Origin of the sequence: Streptomyces atroolivaceus, assembly GCF_000717025.1 — a bacterium.
Classification (GTDB): Bacteria; Actinomycetota; Actinomycetes; order Streptomycetales; family Streptomycetaceae; genus Streptomyces; species Streptomyces atroolivaceus.
The window spans coordinates 313,284-332,717 of record NZ_JNXG01000001.1 but is presented as its reverse complement, the minus strand read 5'-3'; the positions used below and the strand labels follow the sequence as shown (position 1 = coordinate 332,717).

The following is a 19,434-nucleotide window of genomic DNA, read 5'->3' as shown; positions in this document are numbered from 1 at the left end:
CGTGCCGTTGTTCCGGCCGCCTGCCAGGCTGTTACCAGAGCTGTGACCAGCGGGAGTTCGAGATTTTCGCGATTTACTTGGAAATCCAAGCAAAAACGCAGGTCACAAGGTGTTTCGCAGTTATGCGATGCACTGGGTAACGTGCTTATGACAGGACGCTCGCCGGGGCACCTGTCACGCCTGTTCCCGGCCGAGCGGCACCCACCCCGTGCACGGGTCCGGACACAGGCGAGCCGCACTGGTTCCCGGCCATCCCGGGGGCCGGACCGACGGAGGAGCACGCACGTGACCGTGGAGAGCACTGCCGCGCGCAAACCGCGACGCAGCAGCAAGCGGACCAGCGCCGCGAAGACGCCGGAGGCTTCCGGCCCCCAGCTCGTACAGCTGCTGACGCCCGAGGGCGAGCGCGTCGAGCACCCGGACTACGAGATCGACCTGAGCGCGGACGAGCTCCGTGGTCTCTACCGGGACATGGTCCTGACCCGTCGCTTCGACGCCGAGGCCACCGCACTGCAGCGCCAGGGCGAGCTGGGCCTGTGGGCCTCGCTGCTCGGCCAGGAGGCAGCTCAGATCGGCTCCGGCCGTGCGCTGCGCGACGACGACTACGTCTTCCCCACCTACCGGGAGCACGGCGTCGCCTGGTGCCGGGGCGTGGACCCGACCAATCTGCTCGGGATGTTCCGTGGCGTGAACCACGGCGGCTGGGACCCGAACACCAACAACTTCCACCTCTACACGATCGTCATCGGGTCGCAGACCCTGCACGCCACCGGCTACGCCATGGGCGTCGCCAAGGACGGTGCCGACTCGGCGGTGATCGCCTACTTCGGTGACGGTGCCTCCAGCCAGGGCGACGTCGCGGAGGCGTTCACCTTCTCCGCCGTCTACAACGCCCCGGTCGTGTTCTTCTGCCAGAACAACCAGTGGGCGATCTCGGAGCCGACCGAGAGGCAGACGCGCGTGCCGCTCTACCAGCGCGCGCAGGGCTTCGGTTTCCCCGGTGTCCGGGTCGACGGCAACGACGTACTGGCGTGCCTGGCCGTCACCAGGTCGGCCCTGGAGCGGGCCCGGAGGGGCGAGGGCCCCACCCTCGTCGAGGCGTTCACGTACCGGATGGGCGCCCACACCACCTCCGATGACCCGACCAAGTACCGGGCGGACGAGGAGCGGGCGGCCTGGGAGGCCAAGGACCCGATCCTGCGGCTGCGTACCTACATGGAGAAGCAGGACCTCGCCGACGCGGCGTACTTCACCGCGCTGGAGGAGGAGAGCGAGACCCTCGGAAAGCGGGTACGCGAAGCGGTGCGGGCCATGCCCGACCCCGACCGGCTGGCGATCTTCGACCACACGTACGCCGACGGCAATCCGCTCGTCGACGAGGAGCGCGCCCAGTTCGCCGCCTACCAGGCATCGTTCGCCGAGGAGGGCAACTAGCCATGGCCGCTGAGAAGATGTCCATCGCGAAGGCGCTCAACGAGTCGCTGCGCAAGGCTCTCGAGACAGACCCCAAGGTCCTCATCATGGGTGAGGACGTCGGCAAGCTGGGCGGGGTCTTCCGCATCACGGACGGGCTCCAGAAGGACTTCGGCGAGGACAGGGTCATCGACACCCCGCTCGCGGAGTCCGGCATCGTCGGCACGGCGATCGGTCTGGCCCTGCGCGGTTACCGCCCGATCGTCGAGATCCAGTTCGACGGGTTCGTCTTCCCCGCGTACGACCAGATCGTCACGCAGCTCGCCAAGATGCACGCCCGCGCCCTCGGCAAGATCAAGATGCCGGTCGTCATCCGCATCCCGTACGGCGGCGGCATCGGTGCCGTCGAGCACCACAGCGAGTCGCCCGAAGCACTGTTCGCGCACGTGGCGGGATTGAAGGTCGTCTCACCGTCCAACGCGAGCGACGCCTACTGGATGATGCAGCAGGCCGTCCAGAGCGACGACCCGATCATCTTCTTCGAGCCCAAGCGGCGTTACTGGGACAAGGGGGAGCTCGATACCGAGTCCATCCCCGGCCCGCTCCACAAGGCCACCGTGGCCCGTGAGGGCTCCGACCTCACGCTCGTCGCGTACGGCCCGATGGTGAAGGTCTGCCTGGAGGCGGCCGCCGCGGCGCAGGAGGAGGGGAAGTCGATCGAGGTCCTTGACCTGCGGTCGATGTCCCCGATCGACTTCGACGCCGTACAGGCCTCGGTCGAGAGGACCGGCCGGCTTGTGGTGGTCCACGAGGCGCCGGTGTTCTACGGCTCCGGGGCCGAGATCGCCGCCCGGATCACCGAGCGCTGCTTCTACCATCTCGAAGCACCGGTGCTGCGGGTCGGCGGCTACCACGCCCCCTACCCGCCGGCCAGGCTCGAGGACGAGTACCTGCCGGGCCTGGACCGGGTGCTCGACGCCGTCGACCGCTCGCTGGCGTACTGAGGAGAGGGTCGTGACGACGATGACCGAGACGTCTGCTCGTTTCCGCGAGTTCAAGATGCCCGATGTGGGCGAGGGACTGACCGAGGCGGAGATCCTCAAGTGGTTCGTCCAGCCCGGTGACACCGTCACCGACGGCCAGGTGGTGTGCGAGGTCGAGACGGCCAAGGCCGCCGTGGAGCTGCCGATCCCCTTCGACGGGGTGGTGCACGAGCTGCGCTTCCCCGAGGGCACGACCGTCGATGTCGGCGAGGTGATCATCGCGGTGGACGTGGCGCCGGGCAGCGGTGACGCCCCGGCGGCGCAGGACGCCGCTCCGGAAGCCGTTCAGCAGCCTGTGGCGGAGGCCGAACCGGAGGCGCCCAAGGGCCGCCAGCCGGTGCTCGTCGGCTACGGCGTGGCGGAGAGCTCCACCAAGCGCCGTGCCCGCAAGGGTGCCCAGATCCCGGGTCCGGCAGCTGCCGCGATCCAGGCCGAGATCAACGGCCGAGGCGCGAAGGTTCCGGAGAGCCGGCCGCTCGCCAAGCCGCCGGTGCGCAAGCTGGCGAAGGACCTGGGCATCGACCTGGCCTCGGTCACTCCGACCGGCGAGGGCGGCGTCATCACCCGCGAGGACGTCCACGCCGCCGCCGCGCCGGCCTCCGCCGAGGTCCCCGCGCGGACCGAGGAGGCTCCCGCCGCACCCGCACCCGCACCGGTGGCTCAGGCGGGCGCCCGGGAGACCCGGATCCCGGTCAAGGGCGTACGCAAGGCCATCGCGCAGGCCATGGTCGGCAGCGCCTTCACCGCGCCGCACGTCACCGAGTTCGTGACGGTCGACGTGACGCGCACGATGAAGCTCGTGGCGGAGCTCAAGGAAGACAAGGACATGGCGGGAGTCCGGGTCAATCCGCTCCTGATCATCGCCAAGGCGCTCCTGGTCGCCATCAGGCGCAACCCGGGGATCAACGCCGCCTGGGACGAGGCCAACCAGGAGATCGTCCAGAAGCACTACGTCAACCTGGGTATCGCCGCCGCCACTCCGCGCGGGCTGATCGTGCCGAACATCAAGGACGCGCACGACAAGACCCTGCCTCAGCTGGGCGAGGCGCTGGGCGAGCTGGTCTCCACGGCGCGGGAGGGCAGGACGTCCCCGGCCGCCATGGCGGGCGGCACGGTGACCATCACCAATGTCGGCGTCTTCGGCGTCGACACGGGTACGCCGATCCTGAACCCGGGCGAGTCCGCGATCCTCGCGGTCGGGGCGATCAAGCTCCAGCCCTGGGTCCACAAGGGCAAGGTGAAGCCCCGGCAGGTGACCACGCTGGCGCTCTCCTTCGACCACCGCCTGGTCGACGGCGAGCTCGGCTCCAAGGTCCTCGCGGACGTCGCGGCGATCCTGGAGCAGCCGAAGCGGCTGATCACCTGGGCGTAACCGCGCCCGCGGTACGTGTTCGAGGTGGGCTCGCGTGAAGTACGCGCGGGCCCACCGCCATGTCCGGGTTCCGTAGAGCGAGTTCGGCGAACACGGTCTTGCCCACGGTGCGTGGCTCCACTCCCCAGCCGTCGGCGAGCCGCGCAACGACCCTGAGGCCCCGCCCGTAGCACTCGTCGTCAGCGGCCTCACGCAGGACAGGCAGTCGCTCGCCGCGCGGATCAGTGACCGCGATACGGAGCGCGGTCGCGGTGAGAGAGAACTCCACCCGGAAGTGCCGCCCCCGGAGAGATCCGTGCAGCAGGGCGTTCGTCGCCAGCTCGCTCACCAGCAGCGCCGCGTCGGCGGCCAGGTCTGGATGCCCCCACTGGGCGACGAGCCTGGCGGCGCGGTGGCGGCACAGGGAAACGCTGCGCGTGGTGGGGGTGTAGTCGAGCCGGTCCTGGCGGAGCACGGGTTCGGGTGCGGGGAGCTGTTCGGCTGCGGTCATGGACACGTGCCTCCGTGGGTGCGGGCGGTGGCCATGCCGTTCCTGCGGTGCGGCGGATTCGGGTCCGGCGCAGGGCAGGGCGGTGCACTTCCGCCGAGCGGTGCCGCTGTGTGAGCGGCTGCGAGCTGAACGTAATGGCCTCGGGGAGGTGGGGGCAAGTGAAACGGAGACAAGTGTCTCCAATTGGGGGACGTGGTCGACGACCCGTTCCGCGAGGCGGGACACTGGTGTGGTGAATCGTGCGACTCGGCAAGGTAATCGGTCGTCAACTGTGCTGGCGCGCAGGCTCGGTAGCGAGCTTCTCCGTCTGCGGGACGCGTCCGGGGAGACGCAACAGCAGGCGGCCCAGGTCATCAGCGCGACCAACTCGAAGATCGTGAAGATGGAGCGGGGCTGGGTTCCGATGAGGGACCCGGACGTGCGCACCCTCTGCGAGTTCTACGGCGTCGAGGACGCACAGCTCGTCAGCAGCTTGCTGGAGGTGGCCCGGCTGGACCGGGAGCGCCGCAAGGCGAAGGGCTGGTGGAACCAGTATCCGGAGCTGCGCTCGCTTGTCGAGTACGTCGCGCTCGAAGACATCGCTACGGCGGTCAGGACCTGGCAGGGGGCGTTCGTGCCGGGTTTGCTCCAGACGCCGGACTACGCGCGGGCGCTGGCGGTCGGCAATGCGGACTGGGACGACCCGGACGAGATCGAGCGGTTCGTCGAAGCCAAGATCGCCCGGCAGGCACGGCTGGCGGACAGCACCCCACTTGCGCTGTGGGCGATCATCGGCGAAGGGGCTCTGCGGCAACTGGTCGGCGGTCGGGAGGTGATGCGTGCGCAACTGGAGCACCTGGCGGAGGCTGCCGCCGAGCCAAATGTCACGGTGCAGGTTGTCCCCTTCATCGCCGGCCCGCATCCCGGCATGACCAGCGCTTTCAGCGTCGTATCGTTCGCCGAACCCGGAGCGATGGACGTGGTCTACATGGACACCACGTCGTCTACGCTGTGGCTGGAGAGTGAGGGGGACGCCGCCCGTCACAACGTCGCGTTCAGCCGTATCGCCCGCTGCGGACTCGCTCCCCGCGATTCCATTGCCTTGATAGGGCGTATTCGCAAGGAGTTGTAGCCGTGTGTCACTTCGAGTTCGTCAAGTCCAGCTACAGCAGCGGCAACGGCGAATGCGTCGAAGTGGCCCGCAACATTCCTCGCGCCGTCGCCGTCCGCGACTCCAAGCGGCCCGACGAACATCTCCTCGTCTTCACCCCCGCCGCCTGGGGCAGCTTCATAACGGACCTGCGCCGACAGCCGTAGGAACGACAGAAGGGCCGTACCCACGCAACGCGCGGGCAAGGCCCTTCCTGAGCACGACAGGGCTACTTCTTGAAGCCGTAGTCCAGCAGCTTCTTCGCGTCGGTCGTCCGGCTCGTCGCGGACGTCGAGGTGAGGACCGTCCCGATGACCGTCTTCCCGTTGCGGGTCGCCGCGAAGACCAGGCAGTACTTGGCCGACGGGCCCGAGCCGGTCTTCACGCCGATCGCGCCGCTGTAACCGCCCAGCAGCGGGTTGGTGTTCGTCCACGACATGTAGCGGTAGCCGCCGCTCTTCGTCGTGACCTTCTGCTTGGTCGACTTCGTCTTCACGATCGCGCGGAACGTGGAGCTCTTCATGGCGCTGCTGGCGATCTTCGTCAGGTCGCGCGGCGTGGAGTAGTTCGAGCCGCTGCCGATGCCGTCGAACGAGTCGAAGTGGGTGTTCTTCAGGCCGAGGCTCTTCGCGGAGGCGTTCATCTTGCCGATGAAGGACTTCACCCTGGCCGCGCGCGTGGTGCCGGAACCGAACTTGTCGGCGAGCGCGTACGCGGCGTCGCAGCCCGACGGCAGCATCAGGCCGTACAGGAGCTGGCGGACCGTGACCTTGTCGCCGACGATCAGCCGGGCCGACGAGGCGGTGTTCTTGACGATGTAGTCGCTGTACGCCTTCTGGATCGTGACCTTGGAGTCAAGGTTCAGGTTCTTCTGCGCCAGCACCACCTTGGCGGTCATGATCTTCGTCGTGGAACCGGTGGAGCGGCGGGTGTCGGCGGCTTTGGCGTAGAGCGCCTTCGCGGTGCCGTCGTTCATCACGAAACCGCCCTTGGCGGTGATCGTGGGCGTGGGCGGTGTCGCCGCGTGGGCCGTGGAGGCCAGGGCGCCGCCGGCGAGGACGGCACCCGCGGTGAGGGCAACAGTGGCGGCGACGGTTGCGCGGTTTATGCCCTTGAGACCGATGTTCAAGTCGAACGCTCCAAATACACCTGAAATGCGGCAACATGAGGTGTTGCTCGCTGATGAGACTCGCGAGGTGGCCCGATGGATGTACCCCCGAAAGGGTGATGTGTACTCCGGGCGGACGGATCATATGGCCGCGACCGGGCTGGGTCGCGGACGGGTGGGCAGTCCGGATTCCGGACGGGGAGGCGGACGCACCCATCTTGTATCTATGCTGTGTGCATGCCTGCCGCACCCACTGCCTCACCCGCTGTCCCCAAGGCGCCACCCGCAGCCGAGCGCGTCTACACCCACATCAAGGAGGCGGTCCTCGACCGCCGCTACGAGGGCGGCACGCTGCTCACCGAGGGCGACCTGGCCGAGGCCGTCGGCGTGTCCCGCACCCCGGTGCGGGAGGCGCTGCTCCGCCTGGAGGTCGAAGGGCTGATCAAGCTCTACCCGAAGAAGGGTGCGCTGGTGCTGGCGGTATCGGCGCAGGAGATCGCCGACGTGGTGGAGACCCGGCTGCTCGTGGAGGAGTTCGCCGCACGTAAGGCCGTGCCCGCGTCGGCGCAGCTGATCGCCCGGCTCGAACAGCTCCTGGAGGAGCAGCGGGAGCTCGCCGAGGTGGGCGATCTGGCGGCAGTCGCCGTCAAGGACCGCTGCTTCCACGCAGAGATCGTGAAGAACGCGGGCAACGAGATCCTTTCGCGCCTCTACGACCAGCTCCGCGACCGGCAGCTGCGGATGGGCGTCGCCGTGATGGAGGCGCACCCCGGCAGGATCGCCGCCAACATCACCGAGCACGGTGAGCTGCTGGACGCCATCAGGGCCGGTGACGCCGAAGGCGCCGCGCAGGTCGTACGGCGCCATGTCAGCCGGGTCAGGGTGCTGGTCCGGGGTGATGACCGGTGACCTCCGCCGCACCCACCCTCTCCCTGCCCGGAGACCCGCCCGGCGGCCGGCGTGCCGCGTGGATCTGGGGCATCGGCGTCGCCGTCTACTTCGTCGCCATCATCTTCCGCACGAGCCTGGGTGTCGCCGGGCTCGACGCGGCGGACCGGTTCGACGTCAACGCCTCGGCCCTGTCGACGTTCTCCATCCTGCAGCTGCTCGTCTACGCCGGGATGCAGATACCCGTGGGCCTCCTGGTCGACCGGCTCGGCACCAAGAAGGTCCTCACCATCGGGGTGGTGCTCTTCACGCTGGGGCAGCTGGGCTTCGCGCTCTCCCCCTCGTACGGCATGGCGCTCGCCTCCCGCGCGCTGCTCGGCTGCGGCGACGCGATGACCTTCATCAGTGTGCTGCGGCTCGGCGCCCGATGGTTCCCGGCGCGGCGCGGGCCGCTGATCGGGCAGGTGGCCGCACTCTTCGGGATGGCGGGCAACCTCGTCTCGACCCTCTTCATCGCCCGGGCGCTGCACGGGTTCGGGTGGACCACGACCTTCGTCGGCAGCTCGTTGGCGGGCGTGGTGGTGCTGGTCCTGCTGCTGCTGTTCCTCAAGGACCATCCCGAGGGCCACGAGCCGCCGCCGGCCGAGCACGCCGGAGCGGCGTACGTGCGGAAGCAGATCGCCGCGTCCTGGCGGGAGCCGGGCACCCGTCTGGGTATGTGGGTGCACTTCACCACGCAGTTCCCCGCCATGGTCTTCCTGCTGCTGTGGGGCATGCCGTTCCTGGTCGAGGCGCAGGGGCTCAGCAGGGGTACCGCCGGTGAACTGCTGACCCTGGTGGTGCTCTCCAACATGGCCGTGGGGCTCGTCTACGGGCAGGTCATCGCCCGCCACCACGCGGCGCGCGCCCCACTGGCCCTGGGCACGGTCGCGATGACCGCGCTGCTCTGGGCGGCCACGATCTTCTACCCCGGGGACCATGCGCCGATGTGGCTGCTGATCACCCTGTGCGTGGTGCTCGGCTCCTGCGGCCCGGCCTCGATGATCGGCTTCGACTTCGGCCGGCCGGCCAATCCGCCGGAGCGCCAGGGCACTGCTTCGGGCATCGTCAACATGGGCGGCTTCGTCGCCTCGATGACGACGCTGTTCGCGGTCGGCGTCCTGCTGGACGCGACCGGGGACAACTACCGCGTCGCGTTCGCCTCGGTCTTCGTCCTGGAGGCGCTCGGCGTCGTACAGATCCTGCGGTTGCACGCCAGCGCCACGCACCGGGAACGCGACCACCATGTCGTCAGCCGGGTCGAAGCCGTGCACGTGCCCGCCTGACAGCACCCGGCGGCGCGCCCGTCCCGGCCCACCGGTGGACGGGCGCCGCCGGTCGCGCTGCTACGGGGTCAGGGCGAAGTTGCGCAGGATCTCGGCTCCCAGATCCTGATCACCCTCGACCTTGATCCGGTCCTCCACGGCCTGTGCCCGCACCCGGCCGCAGGCCAGCCGGTAGTACGTCTCCCAGTCCATCGCCAGCGTCGCCGCGGGGCCCAGCGACGGCGCTCCGTCGACCGAACCGCGGCCCTCGCCGTCGACCCTGACCGTGCGCAGGAACTCCACGGGGCCGTGCACATCGAAGACCACGGCGGTGTTGGCGGGCGCACCCGCGTCCTTGGCGACCACCTTCGCCAGGCCGGCCAGCAGGGTGTCCCGGACGATCAGGGCGCCGGGGGAATCGAGGTTGCCGGGCTGCCCCAGCGTCGTGCGCAGGTCCTGCTCGTGCACCCAGACGTCGAAGGCCCGCATGTGCAGGGCCAGCTCCAGAGTCTGCTCGGCGCCGAGGGGTGCCCGCACCATGGTCTCGGGGGCGCGCGACTCGTTGCGCAGCTGACGCATGCGCCTGATGAGCGTGTACTCCAGCTCCGAGGTCATCTCCGGCGCCGTGTGGTGGCGCCGTACGTCGACCTGCATCTCCATGTAGCGCTGGTGGTCGTTCTGCACGTGGTACAGGTCGCGCGGCAGCGTGTGGATGGGGCGGGGGTCACCGAGCTGCTCGCACTCCATGCCGATGACGTGCGAGACGATGTCGCGCACCGACCAGCCCGGGCAGGGCGTCCGGCGGTTCCACTCCCCCTCGGGGAGTGGCTTGACCAGCTCGGCTATCGCCTCGACGGAGTGGGTCCAGGCATCGGCATAGGTCTGGAGGCTGGGATGGACGGTCACGGGACCCCTCGTGCGGTTCTGCGGTGCATGGGCTGGAGAGCAGGGAGTGCCGACGGATGGCCGGCACCGACGTCGCTGTCTGCGGGCTGCGTGGGAGGTTCGCTCGCTAAGTTACGCTGCGAGCAGGCACCCCGGCAGTGCTTTCGTGTGACGATCGTAGGCCCGCGTTGACGGCTCCCATGCCAGGACGGTGGTAGTGTGCACGCCTCCCTCATCCAGATCGCAATAAGCCAGGATGAATCGGTCAATTCCCGTAGAGAGCGCGCGGCTTCGCTGGTCGTGGCACAGCGGGGCGCGGACCTGGTCGTCCTCCCTGAGCTCTGGCCCGTCGGCGCCTTCGCCTACACCGACTTCGCGGACGAGGCGGAACCGCTGCAGGGGCCCACGCACGACATCATGGCGAAGGCGGCGGCCGAGGCGGGGGTCTGGCTGCACGCGGGGTCCTTCGTCGAGCGTGCCGAGGACGGCACCCTCTACAACACCTCGCTGGTGTTCTCGCCCGAGGGCGAGCGGGCCGCCGCGTACCGCAAGATCCACCGCTTCGGCTTCGACAAGGGCGAGGCGGTCATGATGGGGGCGGGCGAAGAACTCGTCACGGTGGCTCTCCCGGAGACCGTCCTCGGCCTCGCCACCTGCTACGACCTGCGCTTTCCCGAGCAGTTCCGCGGGCTCGTCGACGCGGGGGCCGAAACGATGGTCATCTCGGCCGGCTGGCCGGAGCGCCGCCGCTCCCACTGGACGCTGCTGGCGCAGGCCCGCGCCGTCGAGAACCAGGCGTACGTCCTGGCGGTCGGGTCGTCCGGTACGCACGCGGGGGTAGCGCAGGCGGGCCACAGCATCGTCGTCGACCCCTGGGGCGAGGTGCTCGCCGAGGCCGGGGCGGACGAGGAGGTCCTCACCGTGGAGTTCGACCCGGCGAGGGCCACCACCACCCGTGAGCAGTTCCCGGCCCTCAAGGACCGAAGGTTGGGCCTGGCCGCGCGGCGCCTGGCCTGAGCCGTACGCATCACGACGGCCCGGTTTCACGTGAAACCGGGCCGTCGGTCCGAGCTCAGTCCTCGCCGTGTTCCTTGTCGTGCTCCTTGTCCGCGAGGACGATCACGCACACCGCCACCGCGAGAAGCAGGGGTGCGTCGGCGTCCTCCCGCACGATGTCGACGCCGTAGGTGTCGCGGACGGTCAGCCAGCGCCGGGAGATCTGGGCGAGCAGCTCACCGTCGTAGTCGACGGCGAACTCGCGGTCCAGGATCTTGCCGCTGACGTCCAGCTCGGTGCCGTCCACCAGGTTCACCCGGTAGTGGTTGCGCAGGAGTGAGAACCGCTTCCGTCCGACCGTGGCGAGCTGCTCGCCGTCGCGCTCGATGATCATCGTGTCGCGCAGGCTGATCAGTTTCTGCCGGATCTCCACCAGTACCCGGCCGGCCGTGTCCTTCAGCTCGAAGGTGTCACGGAGCCGCATGGCCTTGCCGTCGACGAGGTAGAGCTTCCGCCCGTCCGCGTCCTCGATCCAGTAGTCGTCGCCGACGCCGAAAAGGCGCTCACGTACGAGAAGTCTCATGGATCACAGGTTCCCCGACGCCCCACCGGAATGCGCGCAGGCCACGGTGCTGTTGACTGTTCTCATGACAGCACGTGCACGTGTCCGCGCCCCCGAACTGATCGGCAAGGGCGGCTGGCTCAATACAGGCGACCGGCAGTACACCCTCGCTGACCTGCGGGGACGCATTGTCATCCTGGATTTCTGGACATTCTGCTGTGTGAACTGTCTGCACGTGCTCGACGAGCTGCGTGAGCTGGAGGAGAAGCACCGCGACACCGTGGTGATCATCGGTGTCCACTCCCCGAAGTTCGTGCACGAGGCGGAGCACCAGGCCGTGGTCGACGCCGTCGAGCGGTACGAGGTGCACCACCCCGTCCTCGACGACCCCGAGCTCGCCACCTGGAAGCAGTACGCCGTCCGGGCCTGGCCCACGCTCGTCGTCGTGGACCCCGAGGGCTACGTCGTGGCCCAGCACGCCGGTGAGGGGCACGCCCACGCCATCGAGAAGCTCGTCGAGGAGCTGGAGGCGGAGCACGCCGCGAAGGGCACTCTGCGCCGCGGTGACGGCCCGTACGTCGCTCCGGAGCCGGTCGCGACACACCTGCGGTTCCCCGGCAAGGCGCTCGCCCTCCCCGACGGCGGCTTCCTGGTCTCGGACACCACCCGTCACCGCCTGGTCGAGCTGGACGCCGACGGCGAGACCGTACGGGGCCGTTTCGGCACCGGTGAGCGTGGGTTCGCGGACGGCGGCCGTGACGAGGCCCGGTTCAGCGAACCGCAGGGTCTCGCCGTCCTGCCCGACGGCCGGATCGCCGTCGCGGACACCGTCAACCACGCGATCAGGGCGCTCGACCTCGCGACGGGCGTGACGACCACGCTCGCCGGGACGGGGCGCCAGTGGTGGCAGGGCTCCGCCACCAGTGGCCCGGCCACGGAGGTGGACCTCTCGTCGCCGTGGGACATCGCCTGGTTCGGCGACCGGCTGTGGATCGCGATGGCCGGGGTGCACCAGCTGTGGACGTACGACCCCGGGCAGGGGACGGTGCGGGTCGCCGCAGGGACCACCAACGAAGGCCTGGTCGACGGGCCCGGGGACGAGGCGTGGTTCGCGCAGCCGTCCGGTCTGGCCGCGGCAGGCGACCGGCTCTGGGTCGCCGACTCCGAGACCTCCGCGCTGCGCTACGTGGACCTGGACGGCGGCGTCCACACCGCCGTCGGCACCGGTCTCTTCGACTTCGGCCACCGGGACGGCGCCGCCGGTCAGGCGCTCCTCCAGCACCCGCTGGGTGTCACGGCACTCCCCGACGGCTCCGTCGCCGTGAGCGACACCTACAACCACGCGCTGAGGCGGTACGACCCGGAGAGCGGCGAGGTCACCACGCTGGCCACGGATCTGCGCGAGCCGAGCGACGCGGTGCTGGTGGACGGCGATCTGGTCGTCGTCGAGTCCGCACGTCACCGGCTGACCCGGCTGCGCCTCCCCGAGGAGGCCGTACGGGTCGCGGACCGGGCCCACCGCACCCGGCGGGCGGCCACCGAGGTCGCCGCCGGCACACTGAGGCTGGATGTGGTCTTCCAGGCGCCCGCCGGGCAGAAGCTGGACACCCGGTACGGCCCGTCCACCCGGCTGCTGGTGTCCTCGTCGCCGCCGGAACTGCTCGCCGATGGCTCGGGACCGGGTACGGACCTGAGCCGTGACCTGGTCCTGGCGGACGGGGTCACCGAGGGCGTCCTGCACGTGTCCGCCATGGCGGCGTCCTGCGACGACGACCCGGCGAACGAGTACCCCGCCTGCCATGTGCACCAGCAGGACTGGGGTGTCCCCGTGGTCGTGACCGCCGGAGGGGTCTCCAGGCTCCCGCTGGTGCTGGCCGGTATGGACGAGCAGGGCTGACGGCTCAGCGCGGTCGCGCGGCTACCGGGGGGCCCGGTAGCCGCGCGACCGCGTCGCCGGGCCCACGGCGTCGGCCCCGCCGGGGGCCTCAGCCGGTGCGTGGGCGCACCGGCTGAGGGGACGGGGGGTGCCGAGCTGACCCGCGATCACACCGACGGGCCGGAAGGCGGTCTGTCGGGGCCTCAGGTCACTGGTAGCGGCGTTCGTCCTCCGTCACGACCGTGGTGGTGGGCGGCACGACCATGCGGCGGCGGCGCGCGATGCTCACGTAGACGAAGACCCCCACGAGGCCGACGAGCATCATGATCCAGCCGACCAGGTCGACGTTGACGGTATCCATCTCCCAGTCGGTGGCGAACGCCAGAATCGCTCCGGCACCGATCAGGAGAATGCATCCTCCGAGTCCCATGACTTCGCCTCCTCGACAGCCCGGTGAATCCGGGCCGGTGTACGAGTCGCGTACCCGGCCCGGCAACAAGCATGTCCGCGGGAGTGGTTGGGGAGGCGGAGGGGTCAGCCGGCGAGGAACGCCGCGAGGGCGTTGGCCAGGAGATACGGGTCGTCGGCACCGCACAGCTCGCGCGCGCTGTGCATCGACAGGATCGCCACCCCGATGTCGACGGTCCGGATGCCGTGCCGGGCCGCGGTGATCGGGCCGATCGTCGTGCCGCACGGCATCGAGTTGTTGGAGACGAACGTCTGCCACGGCACACCCGCCTTCTCGCAGGCCGCGGCGAACACGGCCCGGCCGCCGCCGTCGGTGGCGTAGCGCATGTTGACGTTGACCTTGAGGATCGGCCCGCCGTTGGCCACCGGGTGGTGTGTCGGGTCGTGCCGTTCGGCGTAGTTGGGGTGGACGGCGTGGCCGGTGTCCGAGGAGAGGCAGACGGTCCCGGCGAACGCCCGGGCGCGGTCCTCGTACGAACCGCCGCGGGCGAACACGGAGCGCTCCAGGACCGTGCCGAGCAGGGGGCCGTCCGCGCCGGTGTCGGACTGGGAGCCGTTCTCCTCGTGGTCGAAGGCGGCCAGCACGGGGATGTACGGGATCCGGTCGTCCGGCTGCGTGGCCACGGCGGCCAGCGCGGCTGTCGCGGCGTGCACCGAGAGCAGGTTGTCCATGCGCGGACCGGCGAGCAGCTCGTGGTCCCGGCCGAGGTAGGCGGGCGGCTCGACGGGATGCGGCATGAGGTCCCAGCCGGTGACCTCGGCGGGGTCGACGCCCGCCGCGTCGGCGACGAAACGGATGAGGTCACCCTCCTCGACCTCACCGAGCCCCCAGATCGGCTGCATGTGCTTCTGGCGGTCGAGCTTGAGGCCGTCGGGGTTGGCTGACCGGTCCAGGTGCACGGCCAGCTGGGGCACCCGCAGCAGGGGCCGGTCGATGTCGACCAGCCGGTGCGTACCGTCGCGCAGTGAGAGGCGGCCCGCCAGACCGAGGTCCCGGTCGAGCCAGGTGTTCAGGAGCGTCCCGCCGTAGATCTCGACGGCGATCTGGCGCCAGCCGTACGCGCCCGTGTCGGGCAGCGGCTTGACCCGCAGGTTGGGGGAGTCGGTGTGGGCCCCCACGATCCGGAACGGGGTGTGGGCGCCGACGCCCTCCGGCACGTACCAGGCCACGATGGCGCCGCCCCGCAGGACGTACTTCCCGCCCACGGAGCCGTCCCACGCGTCCGTCTCCTCGACCTGGCGGAATCCGGCCTTCTCCAGCCTCGCGGCAGCCGCGGCCACGGCGTGGTACGGGGAGGGCGCGGCCATCAGGAAGGCCATCAGGTCGTCGGTGTGCCCGCGGTCGAAGCGGAGGGGAGAACTCATGTTCCTCACTGTAACGACGGCCGCCCCGGAGGGTTCACCGTGGACGGACGTCGCCCGCGGTCATCGTCCGGAAAGCATCGGCCGCCTCTGCCGGCTCAGAGCTCCGCGGACGGCTCCCCGCCGTTCTGCGCCTGCTGGGCGCGGTCGGAGAACAGCGCGGCGAGGTCCTTGGCCAGATCCTTGTCGATCTTCTCCTCGCTCCGGGCGTCCGAGGAGACCCAGAGCAGTGCCGTGCCCACTCTGATCTGGCCGGTGATGGCGTAGGCGCCGTCGTGGCCCACCGGGCCCCCGACCGCGTCACGCCGGGCGCCCACCGGGCCCAGGCCGGCCTCGTCCCGGCCCGCGGTGCGTGCGGTGTTCTTCCACAGCACGTCGTACGCGGCCTCGGCGGCCTTCTCGTCCTCGTAGGCGACCATCCAGAAGCGGGCCCTCGCCTGCTCGTCCTCGCGCACGAACGAGGAGGATCCGACGAACAGGGAGTCCTCGCACCCCTTGTTGCCCGCGGACGCACAGAAGTTGCGCCGGGCGACCTCGTTCATGGGAGCGACCGACGGGTCCTCGGTGAAGTCCCAGTCCGGAAGCGCGTCCTTGTCCGGCAGCACAGAGGCGACCTGAGCCTTGTCCAGTGCCGTCGCCTCGGCCTCGGCGTCCCCGCCGCAGCCTGACAGCAGCAGGGCGGCGGCTCCGGCCGCCACCGTCCACCGCACCCGCGACCGTGTTCCGGCCGGCTCCACACCCATGACTGCCTCCCTCGGGGAACCCGACGCCGATCATAGGGACGGCCCGCCCCCAGCAGGGGGCGGGCCGTCGCCGTCTCTGTGCGAAGAGGGTGAAGAGGACTAGAAAGCGGCCTCGTCCAGCTCCATCAGGGAGTTGTCGACGGCCTCGGCGAGCGCGCGCTCGCCCGAGACGCCGGGCAGGACGTTCGCGGCGAAGAACTTCGCCGCGGCGATCTTGCCCTGGTAGAAGGCGACGTCCTTGGCGGAGGCGTTGCGCAGCTTCTCGGAGGCCACGACCGCGCCCTTGAGCAGCAGGTAGCCGACGACGACGTCGCCGGAGGCCATCAGGAGGCGGGTGGTGTTGAGGCCCACCTTGTAGATGTTCTTGACGTCCTCGCCGGTCGCGGTGAGGTCGGTGATCATCGTGCCGACGATCGCCTCGAGGTCCACCGCGGCCTTGGCGAGGTTGTCCAGCGCGCCGGACAGCTCCTCGTTGCCCTGGGCGCCCGCGAGGAACTTCTTGATCTCCTCGGAGAGGGTGTTCAGCGAGGCGCCCTGGTCGCGGACGATCTTCCGGAAGAAGAAGTCCTGGCCCTGGATCGCCGTCGTGCCCTCGTACAGGGTGTCGATCTTGGCGTCACGGATGTACTGCTCGACCGGGTACTCCTGGAGGTAACCGGAGCCGCCGAAGGTCTGGAGGGACTGCGCGAGCTGCTCGTACGACTTCTCGGAGCCGTAGCCCTTCACGATCGGGAGCAGCAGGTCGTTGAGGCCGTTGAGCGCCTTGGCGTCCTCGCCCGCGGCCTCCTTCACCTGGATCGCGTCCTGGACGGAGGCGGTGTACAGCACGAGGGAGCGCATGCCCTCGGCGTACGCCTTCTGCGTCATGAGGGAGCGGCGCACGTCGGGGTGGTGCGTGATGGTGACCTTGGGTGCCGTCTTGTCCATGAACTGCGACAGGTCGGTGCCCTGGACGCGCTCCTTGGCGTACTCCAGAGCGTTCAGGTAGCCCGCCGACAGGGCGGCGATGGCCTTCGTGCCGACCATCATGCGGGCGAACTCGATGATGCGGAACATCTGACGGATGCCGTCGTGCTTGTCGCCGATCAGCCAGCCCTTGGCGGGGTGCTGGTCGCCGAAGGTCATCTCGCAGGTGTTCGACGCCTTGAGGCCCATCTTGTGCTCGACGTTCGTCGCGTACACGCCGTTGCGCGCACCGAGCTCGCCGGTGGTCCAGTCGAAGTGGAACTTCGGGACCAGGAAGAGGGAGAGCCCCTTGGTGCCCGGGCCGGCGCCCTCGGGGCGTGCCAGGACGTAGTGGAGGATGTTCTCGGACATGTCGTGCTCGCCCGAGGTGATGAAGCGCTTCACACCCTCGATGTGCCAGGAGCCGTCCTCCTGCTCGACCGCCTTCGTGCGCCCGGCGCCGACGTCCGAACCGGCGTCCGGCTCGGTGAGCACCATCGTCGAGCCCCACTGCTTCTCGACGGCGATCTCGGCGACCTTCTTCTGCGCCTCGTTGCCCTCGTCGAAGAGGATGCCGGCGAACGCGGGACCGGAGGAGTACATCCAGACCGCCGGGTTGGAGCCGAGCAGAAGCTCCGCGTAACCCCAGATCAGGGAGCGCGGGGAGGTCGTGCCGCCGATCTCCTCGGGCAGGCCCAGACGCCAGTACTCGGAGTCCATGAACGCCTGGTAGGACTTCTTGAAGGAGGCCGGGACGGGCGCGGTGTTCGTCGCGGGGTCGAAGACCGGCGGGTTGCGGTCGGCGTCGGCGTACGAGTCGGCGAGCTCGTTCTCCGCGAGGCGGGTGACCTCGTCGAGGATGCTCTTCGCGGTGTCGACGTCCATCTCCGCGAACGGACCGGTGCCGTACAGCTTGTCGCGCCCGAGGACCTCGAAGAGGTTGAACTCGATGTCGCGGAGATTCGACTTGTAGTGCCCCATGGGAAGGCTCCGTAATCAATAGCAGTGGCGCGCAGCGCCCCGTGGAGGAGTGAGGATCGGGCGACGGACGGCCGGGCGTGGGTATATCACCTGACCCCCACGATGATGCTACCCGTCAGTAATAAGGCGCAACCCCTCGGGCGTCGATGTGTCCGATTACTCTTTGCGGCATGTATGGCTACGACCAGAACCCGGGCGCACAGCAGCAGATGGGCGGCTACGGCGAGCAGCCGTTGTACCCCGAGCCCTCGCCGCCGTCCCTGGCCGACGCGGTACGGGCCTTCACGACCGGTTCGCTGTCCGCGGAGGACTTCCAGCAGATCTTCGCCACGGCGAAGGTCTACTGCCCGCGCGGCGACAATCCCGGTTTCCTGGCCCTCCACAACACCCAGCAGCCGGTGATCCCCATGTTCACCACGCTCAAGGAGCTCCGGAGCTACGCGGGCAAGGAGTCCAAGTACTTCGTGATCACCGGCGCGGAGGTGATCGACCTGCTGCCGACCGGCTACGGCTTCGTCCTCGACATGGAGGGTGATCACCGCATGGTCTTCGACGCCAAGGCGGTGGAGCAGATGGTGGACTTCGCGATGCGTCGCATGTACGGCTAGCGGCCATCGCCCCGCGGGCGGCCGAGAGGCGCCCGCGGTCCTCCGAGGCGGCCCGAGGGCCCGCACCGTCCCGGTGCGGGCCCTCGGCGCTGTGCGGGGGAGGCGGGAATGGATGCCGCCTTGCAAGATGTTCACTGTTCAACTAAATTGGGATCAGAAGACTCCCGGAGGTGGCTCCCATGCCCGCAGTGACCGTCGAAAACCCGCTGACCCTGCCGAAGGTCGCGGCCCAGGCCGAGGCCGTGGCCCGTCCCGTGCTGACCGTCACGACCGCACCGAGCGGTTTCGAGGGTGAGGGGTTCCCGGTGCGGCGCGCCTTCGCCGGGATCAACTACCGGCACCTCGACCCGTTCATCATGATGGACCAGATGGGTGAGGTGGAGTACGCCGCGGGCGAGCCGAAGGGCACGCCCTGGCACCCGCACCGTGGCTTCGAGACCGTCACGTACATCATCGACGGAAGCTTCATCCACAAGGACAGCCACGGTGGCGGAGGCGCCATCGAGAACGGCGACACCCAGTGGATGACCGCCGGCAGCGGCCTCCTCCACATCGAGACGCCGCCCGAGGCCCTCGTCATGTCCGGCGGCCTCTTCCACGGCCTCCAGCTCTGGGTGAACCTGCCCAAGGCCGACAAGATGATGGCCCCGCGCTACCAGGACATCCGTGGTGGCCAGGTCCAGCTCCTCGCCTCGCCCGACGGGGGCGCGCTGCTCCGCGTCATCGCCGGTGAACTCGACGGTCACGAGGGCCCCGGCATCACGCACACCCCGATCACCATGGTCCACGCGACGGTCCGGCCGGGTGCCGAGGTGACGCTGCCCTGGCGCGAGGAGTTCAACGGCCTCGCGTACGTCCTCGCCGGACGCGGGAGCGTCGGCGCGGAGCGCCGCCCCGTCCACACCGGGCAGACCGCGGTCTTCGGCAAGGGGTCCTCGCTGACCGTCCGCGCCGACGAGGCGCAGGACGGCAACACGCCGGACCTGGAGGTCGTGCTGCTCGGCGGGCGCCCGATCCGGGAGCCCATGGCGCACTACGGGCCGTTCGTGATGAACACCCAGGACGAGCTCAAGCAGGCCTTCGAGGACTTCCAGGCCGGCCGGCTCGGCAAGGTCCCGGCCGTGCACGGCATGTGACCGGTCCCGGCGGGGGACGCCGGGCTGCGGCGCGGGCTGTCACCGGCGGGGCGAGCGGGGCCGGCCGTCCATGGCGGACGGCCGGCCCCGCCGGACGTACGGGTGACGGGCCGTCACCCGTACGC

Annotated in this window: 19 protein-coding genes; 11 read left to right on the top strand and 8 right to left on the bottom strand. The window is 69.7% G+C overall.

Going from position 1 to position 19,434, the window contains the following annotated elements:
* Positions 1 to 285: 285 nt before the first annotated feature.
* Genes pdhA through OO67_RS01465 form a run of 3 tightly spaced genes read left to right on the top strand, consistent with a single transcriptional unit; the run spans position 286 to position 3,828 of the window.
* A complete protein-coding gene (gene pdhA / locus OO67_RS01475) occupies positions 286 to 1,434 on the top strand; it encodes a pyruvate dehydrogenase (acetyl-transferring) E1 component subunit alpha (RefSeq protein ID WP_033296713.1) in 1,149 nt (382 codons plus the stop codon).
* 2 nt (positions 1,435 to 1,436) lie between these two features.
* Entirely contained in the window at positions 1,437 to 2,417 is a 981-nt protein-coding gene (locus OO67_RS01470; protein WP_033296712.1) for an alpha-ketoacid dehydrogenase subunit beta, read from the top strand.
* 10 nt (positions 2,418 to 2,427) lie between these two features.
* Positions 2,428 to 3,828, top strand: coding sequence for a dihydrolipoamide acetyltransferase family protein (locus tag OO67_RS01465; protein ID WP_033296711.1), 1,401 nt, complete (start codon positions 2,428 to 2,430; stop codon positions 3,826 to 3,828).
* Here the strand turns inward: OO67_RS01465 and OO67_RS01460 are convergent.
* A complete protein-coding gene (locus OO67_RS01460; protein WP_033296710.1) occupies positions 3,815 to 4,318 on the bottom strand; it encodes an ATP-binding protein in 504 nt (167 codons plus the stop codon). The two genes, OO67_RS01465 and OO67_RS01460, sit on opposite strands and share 14 nt — an antisense overlap.
* Positions 4,319 to 4,550: 232 nt before the next feature.
* Between OO67_RS01460 and OO67_RS01455 the strand changes: the two genes are divergently transcribed.
* Positions 4,551 to 5,429 carry a helix-turn-helix domain-containing protein gene (locus OO67_RS01455; protein WP_033297001.1) on the top strand — a complete coding sequence of 293 codons (879 nt, stop codon included), beginning with the start codon at positions 4,551 to 4,553 and terminating at the stop codon, positions 5,427 to 5,429.
* A gap of 2 nt (positions 5,430 to 5,431) precedes the next feature.
* The gene (locus OO67_RS01450; RefSeq protein ID WP_033296709.1) at positions 5,432 to 5,614 is read left to right on the top strand and encodes a DUF397 domain-containing protein; all 183 of its coding nucleotides are present in this window, start codon (positions 5,432 to 5,434) and stop codon (positions 5,612 to 5,614) included.
* A 62-nt stretch (positions 5,615 to 5,676) separates the two neighbouring features.
* Here the strand turns inward: OO67_RS01450 and OO67_RS01445 are convergent, their stop codons facing one another.
* Positions 5,677 to 6,576, bottom strand: a complete 900-nt coding sequence (locus OO67_RS01445) for a D-alanyl-D-alanine carboxypeptidase family protein (RefSeq protein ID WP_033296708.1) — start codon at positions 6,574 to 6,576, stop codon at positions 5,677 to 5,679.
* A 216-nt stretch (positions 6,577 to 6,792) separates the two neighbouring features.
* Here OO67_RS01445 and OO67_RS01440 point away from each other — a divergent pair, with 216 nt between their 5' ends.
* Positions 6,793 to 7,464 carry a GntR family transcriptional regulator gene (locus OO67_RS01440; RefSeq protein ID WP_033296707.1) on the top strand — a complete coding sequence of 224 codons (672 nt, stop codon included), beginning with the start codon at positions 6,793 to 6,795 and terminating at the stop codon, positions 7,462 to 7,464.
* Entirely contained in the window at positions 7,461 to 8,768 is a 1,308-nt protein-coding gene (locus tag OO67_RS01435) for an MFS transporter (protein ID WP_033296706.1), read from the top strand. The genes OO67_RS01440 and OO67_RS01435 overlap by 4 nt, the downstream gene beginning before the upstream one ends.
* Before the next feature lie 60 nt (positions 8,769 to 8,828).
* On the opposite strand, the gene OO67_RS01430 is transcribed toward OO67_RS01435, so the two are convergent.
* Positions 8,829 to 9,653, bottom strand: coding sequence for a maleylpyruvate isomerase family mycothiol-dependent enzyme (locus OO67_RS01430; protein ID WP_033296705.1), 825 nt, complete (start codon positions 9,651 to 9,653; stop codon positions 8,829 to 8,831).
* 198 nt (positions 9,654 to 9,851) lie between these two features.
* Between OO67_RS01430 and OO67_RS01425 the strand changes: the two genes are divergently transcribed.
* Positions 9,852 to 10,649, top strand: coding sequence for a carbon-nitrogen family hydrolase (locus OO67_RS01425; RefSeq protein WP_033296704.1), 798 nt, complete (start codon positions 9,852 to 9,854; stop codon positions 10,647 to 10,649).
* A gap of 55 nt (positions 10,650 to 10,704) precedes the next feature.
* Here the strand turns inward: OO67_RS01425 and OO67_RS01420 are convergent, their stop codons facing one another.
* Positions 10,705 to 11,211, bottom strand: a complete 507-nt coding sequence (locus OO67_RS01420; protein WP_033296703.1) for an LURP-one-related/scramblase family protein — start codon at positions 11,209 to 11,211, stop codon at positions 10,705 to 10,707.
* 64 nt (positions 11,212 to 11,275) lie between these two features.
* On the opposite strand from OO67_RS01420, the gene OO67_RS01415 reads away from it, so the two are divergent.
* Positions 11,276 to 13,087, top strand: a complete 1,812-nt coding sequence (locus OO67_RS01415) for an NHL domain-containing thioredoxin family protein (protein ID WP_033297000.1) — start codon at positions 11,276 to 11,278, stop codon at positions 13,085 to 13,087.
* Positions 13,088 to 13,274: 187 nt separating this feature from the next.
* Here OO67_RS01415 and OO67_RS01410 read toward each other — a convergent pair whose 3' ends face one another.
* The 4 genes from OO67_RS01410 to OO67_RS01395 form a co-directional block, all read right to left on the bottom strand.
* Entirely contained in the window at positions 13,275 to 13,496 is a 222-nt protein-coding gene (locus OO67_RS01410; protein ID WP_031090542.1) for a DUF6458 family protein, read from the bottom strand.
* A gap of 104 nt (positions 13,497 to 13,600) precedes the next feature.
* Complete coding sequence (locus OO67_RS01405) at positions 13,601 to 14,899, bottom strand: M18 family aminopeptidase (protein WP_033296702.1); 1,299 nt, start codon at positions 14,897 to 14,899, stop codon at positions 13,601 to 13,603.
* Between the two features lie 95 nt (positions 14,900 to 14,994).
* Positions 14,995 to 15,639 (bottom strand): hypothetical protein, encoded by a 645-nt coding sequence (locus OO67_RS01400; protein WP_033296701.1) that lies wholly within the window; start codon positions 15,637 to 15,639, stop codon positions 14,995 to 14,997.
* A 99-nt stretch (positions 15,640 to 15,738) separates the two neighbouring features.
* Positions 15,739 to 17,565 carry an acyl-CoA dehydrogenase gene (locus tag OO67_RS01395; RefSeq protein WP_033296700.1) on the bottom strand — a complete coding sequence of 609 codons (1,827 nt, stop codon included), beginning with the start codon at positions 17,563 to 17,565 and terminating at the stop codon, positions 15,739 to 15,741.
* A gap of 170 nt (positions 17,566 to 17,735) precedes the next feature.
* On the opposite strand from OO67_RS01395, the gene OO67_RS01390 reads away from it, so the two are divergent.
* On the top strand, positions 17,736 to 18,173 hold the full coding sequence (locus OO67_RS01390; protein WP_033296699.1) for an SseB family protein: 438 nt from the start codon (positions 17,736 to 17,738) through the stop codon (positions 18,171 to 18,173).
* Positions 18,174 to 18,352: 179 nt separating this feature from the next.
* The gene (locus tag OO67_RS01385; protein WP_033296698.1) at positions 18,353 to 19,309 is read left to right on the top strand and encodes a pirin family protein; all 957 of its coding nucleotides are present in this window, start codon (positions 18,353 to 18,355) and stop codon (positions 19,307 to 19,309) included.
* Positions 19,310 to 19,434 lie beyond the last annotated feature (125 nt).

Excerpts from the sequence above, each read along its gene's own strand:
- OO67_RS01470 (WP_033296712.1), top strand. The coding sequence starts at position 1,437 with ATGGCCGCTGAGAAGATGTCCATCGCGAAGGCGCTCAACGAGTCGCTG.
- OO67_RS01460 (WP_033296710.1), bottom strand. The coding sequence starts at position 4,318 with ATGACCGCAGCCGAACAGCTCCCCGCACCCGAACCCGTGCTCCGCCAG.
- OO67_RS01440 (WP_033296707.1), top strand. The coding sequence starts at position 6,793 with ATGCCTGCCGCACCCACTGCCTCACCCGCTGTCCCCAAGGCGCCACCC.
- OO67_RS01420 (WP_033296703.1), bottom strand. The coding sequence starts at position 11,211 with ATGAGACTTCTCGTACGTGAGCGCCTTTTCGGCGTCGGCGACGACTAC.
- OO67_RS01415 (WP_033297000.1), top strand. The coding sequence starts at position 11,276 with ATGACAGCACGTGCACGTGTCCGCGCCCCCGAACTGATCGGCAAGGGC.
- OO67_RS01410 (WP_031090542.1), bottom strand. The coding sequence starts at position 13,496 with ATGGGACTCGGAGGATGCATTCTCCTGATCGGTGCCGGAGCGATTCTG.
- OO67_RS01405 (WP_033296702.1), bottom strand. The coding sequence starts at position 14,899 with ATGAGTTCTCCCCTCCGCTTCGACCGCGGGCACACCGACGACCTGATG.
- OO67_RS01400 (WP_033296701.1), bottom strand. The coding sequence starts at position 15,639 with ATGGGTGTGGAGCCGGCCGGAACACGGTCGCGGGTGCGGTGGACGGTG.
- OO67_RS01395 (WP_033296700.1), bottom strand. The coding sequence starts at position 17,565 with ATGGGGCACTACAAGTCGAATCTCCGCGACATCGAGTTCAACCTCTTC.
- OO67_RS01390 (WP_033296699.1), top strand. The coding sequence starts at position 17,736 with ATGTATGGCTACGACCAGAACCCGGGCGCACAGCAGCAGATGGGCGGC.
- OO67_RS01385 (WP_033296698.1), top strand. The coding sequence starts at position 18,353 with ATGCCCGCAGTGACCGTCGAAAACCCGCTGACCCTGCCGAAGGTCGCG.